Origin of the sequence: Bradyrhizobium sp. CCBAU 45389, assembly GCF_028128625.1 — a bacterium.
GTDB lineage: Bacteria > Pseudomonadota > Alphaproteobacteria > Rhizobiales > Xanthobacteraceae > Bradyrhizobium > Bradyrhizobium liaoningense_B.
Genome location: NZ_LBIY01000097.1, coordinates 123,174 through 138,010 on the forward strand (window position 1 = coordinate 123,174; position 14,837 = coordinate 138,010).

At 65.7% G+C, this 14,837-nt stretch carries 15 protein-coding genes; 4 read left to right on the forward strand and 11 right to left on the reverse strand.

Annotated features, from left to right (window positions below; all coding sequences use genetic code 11):
• Window positions 1–19: 19 nt before the first annotated feature.
• Together XH79_RS33410 and rpe are read right to left on the reverse strand one after the other, a co-directional pair.
• Window positions 20–619 carry a hypothetical protein gene (locus XH79_RS33410; RefSeq protein WP_271584437.1) on the reverse strand — a complete coding sequence of 200 codons (600 nt, stop codon included), beginning with the start codon at window positions 617–619 and terminating at the stop codon, window positions 20–22.
• 48 nt (window positions 620–667) lie between these two features.
• Window positions 668–1,369 (reverse strand): ribulose-phosphate 3-epimerase, encoded by a 702-nt coding sequence (gene rpe / locus XH79_RS33415; protein ID WP_271584438.1) that lies wholly within the window; start codon window positions 1,367–1,369, stop codon window positions 668–670.
• Window positions 1,370–1,625: 256 nt separating this feature from the next.
• Here rpe and XH79_RS33420 point away from each other — a divergent pair, with 256 nt between their 5' ends.
• Window positions 1,626–2,429, forward strand: a complete 804-nt coding sequence (locus XH79_RS33420; protein WP_271584439.1) for an EF-hand domain-containing protein — start codon at window positions 1,626–1,628, stop codon at window positions 2,427–2,429.
• Between the two features lie 157 nt (window positions 2,430–2,586).
• Here XH79_RS33420 and XH79_RS33425 read toward each other — a convergent pair whose 3' ends face one another.
• Window positions 2,587–3,585, reverse strand: coding sequence for a P1 family peptidase (locus XH79_RS33425; protein ID WP_271584440.1), 999 nt, complete (start codon window positions 3,583–3,585; stop codon window positions 2,587–2,589).
• Between the two features lie 54 nt (window positions 3,586–3,639).
• Complete coding sequence (locus tag XH79_RS33430; protein WP_212343195.1) at window positions 3,640–6,465, reverse strand: PAS domain S-box protein; 2,826 nt, start codon at window positions 6,463–6,465, stop codon at window positions 3,640–3,642.
• 227 nt (window positions 6,466–6,692) lie between these two features.
• Here XH79_RS33430 and XH79_RS33435 point away from each other — a divergent pair, with 227 nt between their 5' ends.
• Window positions 6,693–7,079 (forward strand): response regulator, encoded by a 387-nt coding sequence (locus XH79_RS33435; protein WP_212343197.1) that lies wholly within the window; start codon window positions 6,693–6,695, stop codon window positions 7,077–7,079.
• Window positions 7,080–7,158: 79 nt separating this feature from the next.
• Here XH79_RS33435 and XH79_RS33440 read toward each other — a convergent pair whose 3' ends face one another.
• From XH79_RS33440 to XH79_RS33460, 5 genes are all read right to left on the reverse strand, one after another.
• The gene (locus XH79_RS33440) at window positions 7,159–8,277 is read right to left on the reverse strand and encodes a branched-chain amino acid ABC transporter substrate-binding protein (protein WP_212343199.1); all 1,119 of its coding nucleotides are present in this window, start codon (window positions 8,275–8,277) and stop codon (window positions 7,159–7,161) included.
• A 150-nt stretch (window positions 8,278–8,427) separates the two neighbouring features.
• Window positions 8,428–9,171 (reverse strand): ABC transporter ATP-binding protein, encoded by a 744-nt coding sequence (locus XH79_RS33445; protein WP_271584441.1) that lies wholly within the window; start codon window positions 9,169–9,171, stop codon window positions 8,428–8,430.
• Window positions 9,168–10,022, reverse strand: a complete 855-nt coding sequence (locus XH79_RS33450; RefSeq protein WP_271584442.1) for an ABC transporter ATP-binding protein — start codon at window positions 10,020–10,022, stop codon at window positions 9,168–9,170. The genes XH79_RS33445 and XH79_RS33450 overlap by 4 nt, the downstream gene beginning before the upstream one ends.
• Window positions 10,019–11,338 (reverse strand): high-affinity branched-chain amino acid ABC transporter permease LivM, encoded by a 1,320-nt coding sequence (gene livM, locus XH79_RS33455; protein WP_212343206.1) that lies wholly within the window; start codon window positions 11,336–11,338, stop codon window positions 10,019–10,021. Before livM ends, XH79_RS33450 begins: the two co-directional genes overlap by 4 nt.
• A gap of 11 nt (window positions 11,339–11,349) precedes the next feature.
• A complete protein-coding gene (locus tag XH79_RS33460) occupies window positions 11,350–12,267 on the reverse strand; it encodes an ABC transporter permease subunit (RefSeq protein ID WP_271584443.1) in 918 nt (305 codons plus the stop codon).
• A 293-nt stretch (window positions 12,268–12,560) separates the two neighbouring features.
• On the opposite strand from XH79_RS33460, the gene XH79_RS33465 reads away from it, so the two are divergent.
• Entirely contained in the window at window positions 12,561–12,743 is a 183-nt protein-coding gene (locus XH79_RS33465) for a hypothetical protein (RefSeq protein WP_212343207.1), read from the forward strand.
• A gap of 287 nt (window positions 12,744–13,030) precedes the next feature.
• Window positions 13,031–13,570 (forward strand): hypothetical protein, encoded by a 540-nt coding sequence (locus XH79_RS33470; protein ID WP_212343306.1) that lies wholly within the window; start codon window positions 13,031–13,033, stop codon window positions 13,568–13,570.
• Here XH79_RS33470 and XH79_RS33475 read toward each other — a convergent pair.
• Together XH79_RS33475 and pcaD are read right to left on the reverse strand one after the other, a co-directional pair.
• Window positions 13,532–13,924 (reverse strand): carboxymuconolactone decarboxylase family protein, encoded by a 393-nt coding sequence (locus XH79_RS33475; RefSeq protein ID WP_130369245.1) that lies wholly within the window; start codon window positions 13,922–13,924, stop codon window positions 13,532–13,534. The two genes, XH79_RS33470 and XH79_RS33475, sit on opposite strands and share 39 nt — an antisense overlap.
• 127 nt (window positions 13,925–14,051) lie before the next feature.
• On the reverse strand, window positions 14,052–14,834 hold the full coding sequence (pcaD, locus tag XH79_RS33480) for a 3-oxoadipate enol-lactonase (protein WP_271584444.1): 783 nt from the start codon (window positions 14,832–14,834) through the stop codon (window positions 14,052–14,054).
• Window positions 14,835–14,837: the final 3 nt, after the last annotated feature.

Consider the following 14,837-nt stretch of genomic DNA (forward strand, 5'->3'; position numbering starts at 1 on the left):
ACGGGTCGAAGTTGCAATTTTAGGCATTGCGCGCCGCGGCGCTCGTATGGGCCGCAGCCTTTTGTGGGTGCGACCGCCGTAGCCCGCCTGCGCGCGCAGCCTCGAGAATGTCACGCAGGCGCGGAGCGTCGCGAACACAGCGAAACCCATAACGGCCGGTGTAGTCGGTATCGGGCGAACGGGTCGATCGCCCTGATGCGAAGTTGAGGTGGCCGGCACTGCGGCCGATGTCGAGGACTTCGAAGACGGCGTCCATGGCCCCGAACGGCGTCTGGCTGACCGTCCGTCGGCCCCAGGCCGTGCGCAGGATCAGCGCGCGGCGATCGGTGATCAGATAGAGCGTCTGAAGGTCTTGCAGCAGCATCACCAGCGGGGCCGCAACCATGGCAATCCCGAGCATCACGAGAGGTCGGGCCGCCTGGTCGATCCAATCGGCCCTGATGGCGACGATGGTCAGCAGCAACCAGGGGAAGCCGATCCACCAGAGGAATCGCCACATCATCATGCGGGCGACGCCGTCGGGCTGGCCCTGCCAGATCACCTGCTCGCCGTCCTGCAGGGTCTCGGCGCGCAGGCGCCGCAGGCCTGCGGAAAACGGAGTGGCGCGGATTTCGTCCATTCCCGTTGGTCGCGGCGGCCGCACGGCCGGTTCGGACCGCGATGGCCGTCAGATCGCCTCGCCGCGTGCGCCGAGCGCCGCGTTGCGGATCGCGGCGATGTTGGTCTTGTAGGCCTCCTGCGTGCCGCCCTTGAACACGGAGGTGCCGGCGACGAAGGCGTTGGCGCCGGCGGCTGCCAGCGGGCCTGCGACGTCGGGGCCGACGCCGCCGTCGACCTCGATGTCGATCGGACGGCCCGCCGTCATCGCGCGGATGTCGCGGATCTTGCCGATCGCGGAAGGGATGAAGGCCTGGCCGCCGAAGCCCGGATTGACCGACATCACCAGCACGAGGTCGACGAGGTCGAGGACGTATTCGAGCGCGCTGATCGGCGTGCCCGGGTTGAGCGAGACGCCGGCCTTCTTGCCGAGCGCGCGGATGGCCTGGAGCGAGCGGTGCAGGTGGGGACCGGCCTCCGCATGCACCGTGATGTGGTCGCAGCCGGCCTTCGCGAAGGCCTCGAGATAGGGATCGCAGGGCGAGATCATCAGATGCGCGTCGAAGATCTTCCTGGTGTGCGGGCGCATCGCCTTGATGACGTCGGGGCCGTACGAGATGTTGGGAACGAAATGCCCGTCCATCACGTCGAGATGGATCCAGTCGGCGCCGGCGGCGTCCACCGCGCGCACCTCCTCGCCGAGCCTGGAGAAATCCGAGGCCAGGATCGAGGGCGCGATGGCCAGGGGGCGGGGGGCGAAAGCTTGGGTCATGGCGCTGTTTCCCGTGGCGGCCGGACGACGAATGGGCCTCGCCTAACATGGGCCTCCGTGGCGGGCAATGCAGCAGGGGCGCGCTTCCTGTGGGCGGAAATTTCTGCCGTCGGCGGCATGAATTGCCGGTGTTCCCGCGACCTGCGCAGCGCGGCAAATGCGGATTTCATTGAGCTTTTCGCGCTGGCACGACGCTTGCTGACTTCACCTGCAGAACATTGGCCGCGGCATGCCGCGCATCGGTTGGAGTTGTGCAATGTTGTTCGCCCTTGGCGCCGTCTCGAGTGCGCTCGACGCGATCCAGTCGCTGACGAACTCGAAATCGTCGTCGTCGACGCAGAAGACGGGATCCGCGCAGAGCGCGCCGACCAATCCGTTCGCGATCGACAGCGGCAGCAGCACGACCAGTGGGGCGACCTCGTCGGTCAATTCAGGCAATTGCGCGCAGATTTCGTCGGAGACCATGAGCGCGCTGATCGCCGCGCAGAGCCGGTCGAGCGACGGCGCGAGCAGCGCGTCCAGTTCGACTTCGTCGAGCTCGACCTCCTCGACACCGACGAGCCGGGACGCGGCGCTGAAGGATCTGTTCTCGCAGATCGATGCCGACGGTGACGGCAACATCACCCAGTCCGAGTTCGAGAGTGCGCTCGGGGCCGGCGGCACTAATCTGGCGCAGGCCGATGACGTGTTCTCCAAGATGGATTCGAATTCCGACGGCAGCGTCAGCCTGGACGAGATGTCGAAGGCGCTGACGAGCGGTCACCGCGGTCACCATGCCCATGGCGCGAGCGGCGCGGGCGATGCCTCCGGCAGCGGCTCGGATTCCTCGTCGTCGTCGAGCGGCGGATCGACCTCGACCACGACGACCAATGCCGACGGCTCGACCACCACCACCGTCACCTATGCCGACGGCTTCAAGATGTCGACCACGGTGCCGGGCGCCTCCAGCTCCTCCGCCAATTCGGCCTACGATCTGTTCGCGCAGTTGATGCAGCGGCAAGGCGGACAGGGCCAAGGCGCCTCAGCGACTGCCGGCTCGTCCATGTCGATGAGCGTGTGAGCTAAGAGCGCTCTCTCGGCAAATTACGCTGTCATGCCCCGCGAAAGCGGGGCATCCAGTACGCCGCGGCGTCTCGGTTAAATCACTCCTGTCTCTGGAATACTGGATCGCCCGGTCTCCGCCGGGCGATGACACCTGATGTGTGACGGGCGCTTAACTACCCGCCGAACCGATCCCTCCACGCCGGCTGCGCGCCGGGGAAGGGCAATGCCGTCGCGCTGTAGACGCCGCGGGCGATCGCGCGCGCGACCACATTGGCTGCGACCGTGCCGAGCTCGGTGAGGCCGGCCAGCGGCTCGATCGGCTTCTCGCCGGTCGCAGCCGCAAACAGCACGTCGCCGTCGGTCGGTGCATGCACCGGATAGATCGCGCGGGCAAAACCGGTGTGCGCGATCATCGCCAGACGCTTGGCCTGGGGTTTGGTCAGCACCGCGTCGGTGACGACGGCGCCGATGGTGGTGTTTTCGCGCGCGGTTGCCGCGGGACCGCCCTTGATGCGCATGCGCAGCATGTCTTCGGTGAACTTCTCGGGCAGGCCGCGTCCGCCGAACTCGCCGCCCAGCTCGAACGGCGCCGCCCAGAACCACGGCCCGTCGCCGACGGTGACACTGCCGACCGCGTTGACGGCGACGATCGCCGCGACCTTCACGCCGTCAGGCGTCACCGCCGAGGCCGAGCCGAGCCCGCCCTTGAACGTTGCCGTGGTGGCCCCGAAGCCCGCGCCGACGCTGCCGAGCGCGAAGTCCGTGCCGGCCGCGACGGCCGCGGCGTAGCCGAGGTCGCGATAGGGCGAGAAGCGTCCCCAGGCCTTGTCACCGCCATTGAGGAGGTCGAACAGGATCGCGCCCGGCACGATCGGGATCAGCGCTTCGCGAACCCGATGGCCGCGGCCCTGCTCGGCGAGCCAGGCCTGCACGCCGCCGCCGGTATCGAGGCCGAAGGCGGAACCGCCCGACAGCGCGATCGCGTCGACGCGCTCGACGGTGTTGGCGAGATCGAGCAGTGCGTCCTCGCGCGTTCCGGGGCCGCCGCCGCGCACGTCGATCGCCGCGACCGCGGGCTGGTCGAAGATGATCGCGGTCGCGCCGGTGGCGATTTTGGCATCCACGGCATGGCCGACGCGGACGCCGGCGATATCGGTGAGAAGGTTTTTCAAGGTCGGCACTCCGTGCGCTGCGGACATCAGCGATAGCGCACCGCTACCTTCGGCTCAACTCGCCAGCGCGGTCCTGAGCATCTTGGCAAGCTCGGACTTGCGGTAGGGCTTGGCCAGCAGCAGCACGCCGGAATCGAGCCTGCCGTGATGGACGATGGCATTCTCGGTGTAGCCCGAGGTGAACAGCGTCTTCAGGTCGGGGCGGCGGCGGGCGGCCTCGTCGGCGAGCTGGCGGCCGTTCATGGCGCCCGGCATGATGATGTCGGTGAAGAGCAGGTCGATGTTCTTGTCGGCATCGATGATGGTGAGGGCTTCGGCCGCGTTGGCGGCCTCCAGCGCCGCATAGCCGAGGCTCTTGACCTGGGTCACCACATATTGCCGCACCAGTGCGTCGTCCTCGACGATCAGGATCTTCTCGTCGCCGCCGGCGATGGGGGCGTTCTGGAGCGCCTCGAACTCGGTCTCCTGCACGCCGGTCGAGCGCGGCAGGTAGATCTTCACGCTCGTGCCGTGGCCTTCCTCGCTGTAGATCTTGATGTGTCCGCCGGACTGCTTGACGAAGCCGAACACCATGCTGAGCCCGAGGCCGGTGCCCTTGCCGACCTCCTTGGTCGTGAAGAACGGGTCGAACACCCGATCGATCAAATCGGCCGGAATGCCGCTGCCGGTGTCGCTGACCGCGATCATCACGTAATTGCCGGCGGTGACGTCGGGGTTCATGCTGGCATAGCCGTCGTCGAGGAAGACGTTGCGGGTCTCCAGCACCAGGGTGCCGCCGTCGGGCATGGCATCGCGCGCGTTCAGCGCCAGATTGAGGATCGCGGTGGAGAGCTGGCCGGGATCGACCAGCGTCGGCCAGGCATCCTCGGTGAGCTGCGGCATGATGGTGATCTGCTCGCCCAGCGTCGGATGCAGGAGCTTGGCGGCCTCGAGCGCCAGCGCATTGACGTCGATCTCGCGCGGCTGGAGCGGCTGCTTGCGGGCGAAGGCAAGCAGATGCTTGGTCAGTTGCGCGCCGCGCTCGGCGGCATCGTCGATCAGCTTGGTGATGGCGGCAAGCTCCGGCCGGTCGGCGACGGCATCCGCCAGGATGCCGATCGTGCCGGTGATGACGGTCAGCACGTTGTTGAAGTCGTGGGCGACGCCGCCGGTGAGCTGGCCGATGGAGTCCATCTTCTGGACCTGCCTGAGTTGGGCCTCGGCAGCCTGTTTCTCGGTGAGGTCACGGCCGATGAAGAAATGGCGTTTCACGGGCGCGGACCAGGTGCCCATCCAGTTCAGCGTGACCTCGTGACCGTCGTGATGGTAGTAGCGCGCCTCGAAGCTGCGCTTGACCGCCCCGCGCCGCGCCGCGCGCATCTCACCGCGCGTCTTCTCGAGGTCGTCGGGGTGGATGAACTCGATTGCACTGTGCCCGACCATGTCCTCCGGGCTGAAGCCGAGGATGGTCTTCACGCTGGGGCTGACCTGGATGAAATTGCCAAAACCATCGGTGACCAGGATCAGGTCCTGAGAGGTCTCGAAGATGCGCTGGCGCTCCTCGATCTCCCGATTGAGAGCCATCTCGGCTCGCTTCCGCTCCGTCACGTCGCGGGCCACCTTGGAGGCGCCGATGATCTTGCCGTCGGTTGATCGCAGCGGCACCTGGCTCAGCACCACGTCGATCGGTTGACCGTTCTTGTGCAGCCGCACCGCCTCCTGCTGGTCGATGACCTCGCCATTGCGCGTGCGCGCCAGGTTCTCGGCGATGTCTTCAAGCTGGTCGTCCGGCATGATGATGTCGATGGAGCGGCCGACCGCCTCGCTGGCGGAGTAGCCGAAGACGCGCTCGGCCGCGTGGTTCCAGGTCGTGATCGTGCCGTCGAGCGACTTGGTGATGATGGCGTCGTTGGAGGATTCGACGACCGCGGTGAAAAGCCGCTCGCGCTCGGCGTGATAGTCGCGCTCGGCGTCCGATCGGCGTTTCAATGCGCCGACCATGCCCGCGGTCTGGGCCTGGAGGCGGACGTTCTCGACCAGGAGCACCGCGAGCACGAAGGTCGCCGAGCAGAGGCCATAGAGGCGGCCGGCGTAGAAGCCGAGATCGAAGCGCGCGACGTTCACGATCGCCGAGAGCGCGATGTCGAACAGCCAGGCGCACATCACGACCATGAGCCAGATGTCGATCACCGAATGCGGCTTGCGAAACCACAGCGAGACGAGCGCGGCAAAGCTCAGCGACCACACGAAGGACACGACGCCGATCATGGTCGGCGTGTAGCGGCCGTCGCGCAGCAGGACCGGGAGCAACTCGTGCTGGGCCGTGACGATCCAGGCGAAGACGGCCATGGCGGCGATGACGCCGAACACGATGCCGCAGATCGCGCCGGTCGTCGTGCCGCGAATCCTGGCGCCGCCATCGGCCTCCTTCAACCAGGCATAGCCCAGCACGCAGATCGGAAAGCCGGCGTGCCAGATCATGTAGAGCCAGACCGTGGTCTGCCGGCCGGCGCCAAGAAGCCCGGTTGGCGTGAACAGGCCGGGGAAGGTGAGGGCATGGACCACGGCGGCGGCGGCGGTGAACAGATAGCCGGTCGCGAGCCACAGCAACGCGCGGGTCCGCAAAACCGAAAACTGCGACAGCAGCAGCACCGCGGTGACGGTGTCGCTGACGGCAAGGGCGGACTGATAACTCGCGACAAAGGCGGGAACGGGCAGGAGCGGGATACCTGCGAAGGGGACGGCCAGCGCGAACAGGATCGCGGACACGCCGACGATCGCCAATGCGGCGGTGCGGTCGGTCGAGGCGGCCGGCAGGGTCGAAAGGAATGTGCTTCGGTCGATCGTTGCGGGCACGTCCACCTCTCGCAGACCGGTCTTCGCCATCATCGTCGACGTCATTCGGGTTGCCGTGGGCCGGCTCTATGGTAGCGGGTTATAGGCTCGTATCCTGTACCGTTGCGGCGGCGACTCAACCGAAGGTTACAGTTTACTTAATTTTGGTGGGGACGCGGTATAGGGGACGGGTAAGATGCGCTTTACTGGACGGTGCCATAATGCCCTTCCGCCGTGATGGGTTCCAGGTTTGAATCATTCGATTTGATCTCAATATCCGGGAGTTGTTCCCTATGCCCCGCGTTCTCATCATCGACGACCAGAAGGACGTCCGCGCGATGGTCGCGATCGTTCTACGGGTCAATCGCTTCGAGGTCGTGGAGGCCGAAAGCGGTGCGGCCGGGCTGAAAGCCTTCGCGGAAAGCCCGTGTGACGCGGTAATCGTCGATATCTTCCTTGGTGACACCAGCGGCGTCGACGTCATCGCGAGCCTGCGCGAGCGTGCGCCGGGACTCCCCATCATTGCGGTGTCCGGGATGACGACGCTGGATTTCCTGGACCAAGCGCCTCACCTCGCCAATGTGGTCTGCCTGCAAAAGCCGTTTCGGCCGAACGACCTCCTGCAGGCACTGCGGAAGGCCCAGGCCGCGGCGGGCGGAGAGCTGCCCGCAGCCGTCTGACTTTGGCGCAAGAAGAAACGCCCCGGGCAAGCCGGGGCGTTGTGAGGGTTGGATGGCAGCCTGAGGCCCGGCAAGCGCGTTAGGTGCCGCTGCCCTTGATCTCGGTGTAGCCGCCCTTGGCGTCCCATTTGTAGACGACGTAATCGATCTGCTTGATGTCGCCCTTGGCGTCATACTCGATCGGGCCGATCACGGTGTCCCACTTGCCGGCCTTCATCGCCTCCATGACCTTCTTGGCGTCGGTGGTGCCGGCCTTCTTGGCCGCCTGCGACCACACCTGCATCGCCGCGTAGGTGTAGAGCGTATAGCCTTCGGGGTCGATGTTCTTGGCCTTGAAGGCGTCGACGATCTTCTTGGCCGTCGGCTTGTTGCGCGGATCGGGGCCGAAGGTGAACAGGGTGCCTTCGCCGGCGGGGCCGGTGATGGAGGCGTACTCCTTGTCGGCGAGCGCGTCGCCGGCCATCAGCACCGTCTTGAGGCCCTGGTCACGCATCTGGCGCAGGATCAGGCCGCTCTCCTGATGGTAGCCGCCGACATAGACGAGGTCGATGTTGTCGCGCTTCAGGCGCGAGACGATCGCGTTGAAGTCCTTGTCGCCCTTGTTATAGGACTCGTACATCTTCTCGGTGATGCCGGCCTTGTTGAGCGCCTTCTTGGTCTCGTCCGCAAGACCCTTGCCGTAGGTGGTCTTGTCGTTGAGGATCGCGATGTTCTTGCCCTTGAAGTTCTTGGCGATGTACTGCGCCGCGATCAGGCCCTGCTGATCGTCGCGGCCGCAGACGCGCGCCACGTTCCAGAGCTTGCGCTCGGTGAAGAGCGGGTTGGTCGAGGCCGGGGTGATCTGAAGGACGTTGCCGTCCGCATAGGCCTCGGAGGCGGGAATCGACGACGACGAGCAATAGTGCCCGGCGACGAAGGGGATCTTGGCGCCGGCGATCTTCTCGGCGATCGAGCGTGCCTGCTTCGGGTCGCAGGCATCGTCCTCGACCGAGAGCGCAAGCTTCTTGCCGTTGACGCCGCCGGCGGCGTTGATATCCGCCACCGCCATTTCGGCGCCGTTCTTCATCTGGCGGCCGAAGGCCGACTCGCCGCCGGTCATCGGGCCTGCGACTGCGATGGTGACATCCTGCGCGAATGCCGCGCTCGACAGCGCGATCGACGCGCCGAATGCCAGACCGATGAGCTTCAGTGATTTCATGAGATACCTCGCGGGTGGTCGCCTGTGGAAGTCGCCGGGCATGCCCGGTCCAAACCGGCGCCATTCTTGAATGAATTCGAGGAGAAGTCACCGGCAAAATACGGGCATTGGCGGAGATATCTCGCCACATTGCGCTGCAGATGGCCGCACTCAGCCGTGCCGGCCGCCTTCCAGATAGGCGGCGCGAATCTCAGGGCGCTGCAGCAACTCGGCGCCGGTCCCGGCCAGCGTGATCAGGCCGTTGACCATGACATAGCCACGGTGGGCGAGCTTGAGCGCATGGTTGGCGTTCTGCTCGACGATCAGGACGGTCAGGCCGTCCTGCCGGTTTAGGGTGCGGATCGCGTCGAAAATCTGGCGGGCGATCAGTGGCGCGAGCCCGAGCGAGGGCTCGTCGAGCAGGAGCAGGCGGGGTCGGCTCATCAAGGCGCGGCCGATCGCCAGCATCTGCTGCTCGCCGCCGGACAGGGTTCCGCCGCGCTGGGCGTAGCGTTCCTTCAGCCGGGGAAACAGCGTGAAGACGCGCTGGAGCGTCGCCTCGCGCTCCGCATCGGTGCACCCGGTGGCATCGGCCCCCATCTGGAGGTTTTCCGCCACGCTCATGCGCGGGAAGATGCGGCGGCCCTCCGGCGATTGCGCGATGCGCAAATGCGCGATCTCATGGGTCGGCACGTCGGTGATGTCGCGGCCTTCGTACAGGATCTGGCCGGCGTGGGCCCGCGGCTTGCCGAAGATCGTCATCATCAGCGTCGACTTGCCGGCGCCGTTGGCGCCGATCAGGGCGACGATCTCGCCGGCATTGATCTCGACGTCGACGCCCTTCAGCGCCTCGATCTTGCCGTAGGCGGCGCGCAGGGACCGGATCGCGAGCAGGGGAGTGGGTGCCGCCGTCACGTCCCGCCCTCCATCACGGCCGCCGCCTCTTCCTCGTCGGTGCCGAGATAGGCGGCGATCACCTTGGGATCGTCGCGGACCTCGCGCGGCGTGCCTTGTGCGATCTTCACCCCGTGATCCATCACCACGATGTGGTCGGAGATCTCCATCACCACCGACATGTCGTGCTCGATCAGCAGGATCGAGGTGCCATCGTTGCGGATCGAGAGTAAAAGCTCGCTGAGAGCGGCGCTCTCGCGCGCATTGAGGCCGGCGGCGGGCTCGTCCAGGCACAAAAGCGCGGGCTCGGTGCACATCGCGCGCGCGATCTCGAGCCGGCGCTGGTCGCCATAGGCGAGGTTGCCCGCGGCGTCGTCGGCGCGGTCGAGCAGGTTGACGCGCCTCAGCCAGTCGGTGGCGAGATCGATCGCGTGCTTCTCGGCGTCCCGGTACACGGGGGCGCCGACGAGGCCGAGCAGGGTGAAGCCGGAGGCGCGCATCAGGGCGTTGTGCTGCGCCACCATCAGGTTTTCCAGCGCGGTCATGCCGGGAAACAGGCGGATGTTCTGGAAGGTGCGCGCGACCTTGGCCTGCTTGGCGATGCGGAAATCGTTCAGCCGTTCCAGCGCGACGACCCGGCCGTCGTCATGGGCGAGGCGGATGGTGCCGCCGGTCGGCTTGTAGAAGCCGGTGATACAGTTGAAGACGGTGGTCTTGCCGGCGCCGTTCGGTCCGATCAGCGCGGTGATCTTCTTCCGCTCGGCGGCGAAGGAGAGGTCCTGCACCGCGACGATGCCGCCGAAGCGCATGGTCAGCCGGTCGACGCCAAGAATCTTGTCGCCAATCTTGTCGCTCATCTCGTCGCCGCTCATCCGTGCCCTTCCTTGACGAGGTCGGAGGAGATCGCCTGCGCCTTGGTCAGATACACGGTCGGGGCACGATGGCCGATCAGGCCGCGCGGCCGCCAGATCATGATCAGCACCATGGCCATGCCGAACACCAGCATGCGGTAGGTCTCGAGGCCGCGGAACAGCTCAAAGCCGCCGATCATGGCGAGCGCGGCGAGCGCAACGCCGAGCTGCGAGCCCATGCCGCCGAGCACGACGATGGCCAGCACCAGCGCCGATTCCTGGAAGGTGAAGGATTCCGGGCTGATAAAGCCCTGCCGGGTGGCGAAGAACGCGCCGGCGAAGCCGCCGAACATGGCGCCGGTCGCAAATGCCGTGAGCTTCGTCGTCGTGGTGTTGATGCCGAGCGCGCGGCAGGCGACCTCGTCCTCGCGCAAGGCCTCCCAGGCGCGGCCGATCGGCAGGCGGCGCAGGCGGATCGTCACCCAGTTGGTGAGCAGCGCCAGCGCCAGGATCAGGTAGAACAGGAAGACGATGCGGTGGGTCGAGGAGTACTCGATGCCGAGTTTCGCTGCTAACCCGTCATCGCTGTTGTCGAGCGGAATGCCGAAGAAGGTGGGACGGGGAATGCCGGAGACGCCGTTGGGACCACCGGTCAAACTCTGCCAGTTGATGATGACGAGGCGGATGATCTCGCCGAAGGCCAGCGTCACGATGGCGAGGTAGTCGCCGCGCAGGCGCAGCACGGGGAAGCCGAGCAGCACGCCCCAGAACGCGGCGAGGATGCCGGCGAGCGGCAGGCAGACCCAGAACGACCAGCCGAAATTGGTGGCGAGCAGCGCGTAGGAATAGGCGCCCACCGCATAGAATGCGACATAGCCGAGATCGAGCAGGCCGGCGAGCCCGACCACCACGTTCAATCCCCAGCCCAGCATCACATAGGTGAGTACGAGGATCGCGAGATCGAGGATGTAGCGCTGGTTATAGAAAATGACGGGTACCAGCAGCGTGAAGATCAGAAGCGCCGGCGCGAGGTAGCGGCCGACGAACGACATTCCGCTTTGTATCGCCGGCGGCACCAGCTTCTCGGTGCCGGTCGGGCCGATCCATTGCCGCAATAGCTCGATCACGATCGAGCCGCCGAACACGATGCCGACGAGAGAGGCGAGCTCGCCGAAACGCGTCATATAGGTGAGCTGGCCGTCGGAGCCTGCCTCGGTACGGATGCCGACCATCAGCGAGAACAACACCAGCGCGACGAGGGCGTTGATGAAGGCGGTCTTGAGGAGAGCAAGGATGCCCGTTGCAGGTTTGGCGGTATTGAGCGAGGGAGCCGTCACGCGCGCGCCCGTCAGACTTTTTCGACTTCGGGACGGCCGAGCAGGCCGGTCGGCATGAAGATCAGCACGACGATCAGGATCGAGAACGCCGCGACGTCCTTGTATTCGACCGAGAAATAGGCCGACCAGAACGTCTCGATCAGGCCGATCGCAAGACCCCCGAGCATGGCACCCGGCAGCGAGCCGATGCCGCCGAGCACAGCCGCGGTGAACGCCTTGATGCCGGCGACGAAGCCCATGAAGAAGTCGACCAGGCCGTAATAGAGCAGGTACATCAGGCCGGCGACCGCGGCGAGCGCCGCGCCGATCACGAACGTCATGGAGATGGTGCGGTCGACATCGACGCCGAGAAGCGCCGCCATGGTCTGGTCCTGCTCGCAGGCGCGCATGTCGCGTCCGAGCCGCGTGCGCGACACCAGCCAGGTGAAGATCGCCAGCAGCACGATGGTGGTGACGACCACCATGATCTGGATGTTGGAGAGCTGGATGACGAAGCCGTCCGTGCTCTCATGCAAGGTGTAGCCGCCGGTGATGAAGGGCGGGATCGGCTTGACCCGGGCGCCTTGCGCCACCTGCGAATAATTGGTCAGCACGAAGGACATGCCGATCGCCGACAGCATCGGGGCGAGGCGGAAGGAATGGCGCAGCGGGCGGTAGGCGATGCGCTCGATGGTCCAGCCGTAGAGCGCGGTGATCGCCATCGACACCAGCAGCACCACGAGCAGGATCACGGGGATCGCAGTGAGGCCGAGCGAAACCAGGATCAGGAAGGTGATCAGGGCGATGAAGCCGCCGATCATGAAGACGTCGCCATGGGCGAAATTGATCATGCCGACGACGCCGTAGACCATCGTGTAGCCGATCGCGATCAGGCCGTAGATGGAGCCCAGGACGAGGCCGTTGATGAGCTGCTGGGCGAAATAATCCATGGACTGCCGTTACCCAAGACTGCCGTTACCAAACCTGACGCGGCTCAAAGGGAGCTCTTCGAGAAGAGTTCTTGGGCCCCGGCAGCCCTTGAGCGTTCTGCCGGTTTTGTAACAGGAGGGAACTGGCGGCCGCAACAGCTCACGCCTCGGCAGAAGGTCTTGTACAGAGGTCATTTCGGTTACGGATGTCATCCCGGCGGTTCCGAGGTGCGAGGAACCGGGTTCCGCAGGGCAACCAAAATGGAGGCCGGCCGTTATGACCCCTCTGACGTCCAACAAGGGAGTTTCCCCGAATGACGAAGCAGCAGAACCAGAATCCGGGCCAGCAGAGTCAGACCCCCGGCCAGCAGCGCCCAGGTCAGCCAGGGCAGCAGCAGGGCGGCGGTCAGAAACCCGGACAGCAGCAGCAGAACGACCCGATGCGCCAGGGCGATCGGCCCGGCCAGCAGGGTGGCCAGCGTAATCAGGACGAATAGTTTGGAAGCCCGGGAGTAGGAGGGCCCCGCCGAAAGGCGGGGCCTTTTTCTTTGCGTATTCCTCCGTCATTCCGGGATGGTCCGAAGAACCAGACCCGGAATCTCGAGATTCTCAGGTGCGCAATTGCGCACCATAGTTCAATGCTGCGCATTGCCCCGGAATGACGAAGGCGCGGGGGCCAGTTAAGGTAAACGAAGGGTTTAAATTGCCGCCGCAGTCTGATGCGAGTTAGCTCCCCGCAAAGCCTTCCCCTCGGAGGCGGATGGCAGGCGAAGCGGGTAGCGGCATGTTCAGGAATTGGCGGATCGGCTCGGTCAACGGCGCGCTGCTGGCGGCCTATTTCATTCCGGCCTGGGCGCTGGTCACCTTCAACATCTTTGTTGCACCGGTGCACGGCCTCTACGAGCGGCCGAGCGTCGCGGTGGCGCTGTTCCTCAGCGATCATCTCCAGATGGCGGGGATGGATACGGTGCGCGCGGCCTGGCTGCTGGCGCTGGGACGGCTGACGGTCGTGGCGTTCTTTGCGATCTACCTCGCGCTGCTCTGCATTCCCCGGACCCGCAAGAACGGCGGCAGTGACGAGGCGCTCGCCATTGCGCTCGTGATCGGCAGCCTGATCTCGTTTGCGAGCATGGTCATGGCCTCGAAGGTCGGCGAGATGGCCGCCCTCCGCCTGCATGCCACCGAGCTTCTGCTGCTCTTGGGGGCTGCGATCGTGCTGGTGATCGAGCGGCCGGAGGCGGCGCCCAAGGCCGTCGAGGCTGCCGCGCCGCCAAGTCTTGAGCCGCTACGACTTGAGCAGGCCGAGCTCCTGCACAATCGCTGAGGCTTCCTTGACGGCGTGGTTCGCCGCCGGCACGCCGCAATAGATCGCCTGCTGGAGCAGGATTTCCTTGATGTCATCGGGCGTGAAGCCGCCCTCGGCGAGCGCCGCGCGCACGTGCAGGCGGAATTCGTCCCATTGCCCGAGGGCGACCATGGTACCGATGACGAGCACCCGCCGCGTGCGCTCGTCGAAATGTGGCCGCGTCCAGATCTCGCCCCAGGCGTAGCGCGTGATCAGGTCCTGGAAATCGGTGTTGAAGGCGTTGCGGTTCGTGATCGACTTGTCGACCCAGGCATTGCCCAGCACTTTTCGCCGGACGTTCATGCCGGCATCGCGGCGCTTCTGGTCGTCCATGGTGTTTCTCCGGATCAGTCATTCCGGGGCGCCTCGAAGAGGCGAACCCGGAATCTCGAGGTTGCGAATGCCGATCGAGATTCCGGGTTCGATGCTTCGCATCGCCCCGGAATGACGACAGGCGCAATCAACGCTGCGTCAAGAATCCCACCACCGCATCCGTGAACGCGTGCGGCTGCTCGACGTTGGAAATGTGCGCGGCGTCGATGATGGTCATGCTGGCGCCGGGAATGTTCGCGCGGATGAGCTCGGCCGCCGAGATCGGCGTTGCCATGTCGTGGCGGCCGGCGATCACCAGTGTCGGGCTCTTGATCTTCGGCAGCAGCGCGCGCTGGTCGAGCGTCGACAGCGCCTCGCAGCAGGCCAGATAGCCTTCGACGGGGGAGGCAACCAGCATCGATTTCATCCGCGCGGTGATCTCGGGCTCGCGCTCGCGGAAATCCTGGGTGAGCCATCCCGCGAGCACGGCATCGGCGACCGCTGCGATGCCGCCCTTCTTCACCGCGTCGATGCGCTCCAGCCATTTGGTCGGCTCGGCGTAATAGCAGGAGGTGTTGGCGAGGATGAGCTTGCCGAATCTTTCAGGCGCATTCGCGCCCAGCCATTGCCCGACCATGCCGCCCATCGACAGGCCGCACCAATGCACCTTCTCGATGTTGAGGTCGTCGAGGATCGCGAGCACGTCGCGGCCGAACCGCTCCATCGTGTAGGGGCCGGGCGGAACATTGGACTTGCCGTGGCCGCGGCGGTCATAGCGGATGACGCGGAACACCTGCGTCAGCGCCTTCATCTGCGGCTCCCACATCTGCAGCGTGCAGCCGAGCGAGTTGGAGAGCATCAGGGTCGGCCCGCCGTCGCGGCCCTCGACGGAGACGTTGAGCAGGCAACCGTCGGCATCGATCATGGGCATGCG

What these genes read in the sequence shown, in the direction of transcription:
- XH79_RS33410 (WP_271584437.1), bottom strand. Translation starts at nt 619, where the DNA reads ATGGACGAAATCCGCGCCACTCCGTTTTCCGCAGGCCTGCGGCGCCTG.
- rpe (WP_271584438.1), bottom strand. Translation starts at nt 1,369, where the DNA reads ATGACCCAAGCTTTCGCCCCCCGCCCCCTGGCCATCGCGCCCTCGATC.
- XH79_RS33420 (WP_271584439.1), top strand. Translation starts at nt 1,626, where the DNA reads ATGTTGTTCGCCCTTGGCGCCGTCTCGAGTGCGCTCGACGCGATCCAG.
- XH79_RS33430 (WP_212343195.1), bottom strand. Translation starts at nt 6,465, where the DNA reads ATGACGTCGACGATGATGGCGAAGACCGGTCTGCGAGAGGTGGACGTG.
- XH79_RS33435 (WP_212343197.1), top strand. Translation starts at nt 6,693, where the DNA reads ATGCCCCGCGTTCTCATCATCGACGACCAGAAGGACGTCCGCGCGATG.
- XH79_RS33440 (WP_212343199.1), bottom strand. Translation starts at nt 8,277, where the DNA reads ATGAAATCACTGAAGCTCATCGGTCTGGCATTCGGCGCGTCGATCGCG.
- XH79_RS33450 (WP_271584442.1), bottom strand. Translation starts at nt 10,022, where the DNA reads ATGAGCGGCGACGAGATGAGCGACAAGATTGGCGACAAGATTCTTGGC.
- XH79_RS33460 (WP_271584443.1), bottom strand. Translation starts at nt 12,267, where the DNA reads ATGGATTATTTCGCCCAGCAGCTCATCAACGGCCTCGTCCTGGGCTCC.
- XH79_RS33465 (WP_212343207.1), top strand. Translation starts at nt 12,561, where the DNA reads ATGACGAAGCAGCAGAACCAGAATCCGGGCCAGCAGAGTCAGACCCCC.
- XH79_RS33470 (WP_212343306.1), top strand. Translation starts at nt 13,031, where the DNA reads ATGTTCAGGAATTGGCGGATCGGCTCGGTCAACGGCGCGCTGCTGGCG.
- XH79_RS33475 (WP_130369245.1), bottom strand. Translation starts at nt 13,924, where the DNA reads ATGGACGACCAGAAGCGCCGCGATGCCGGCATGAACGTCCGGCGAAAA.
- pcaD (WP_271584444.1), bottom strand. Translation starts at nt 14,834, where the DNA reads ATGCCCATGATCGATGCCGACGGTTGCCTGCTCAACGTCTCCGTCGAG.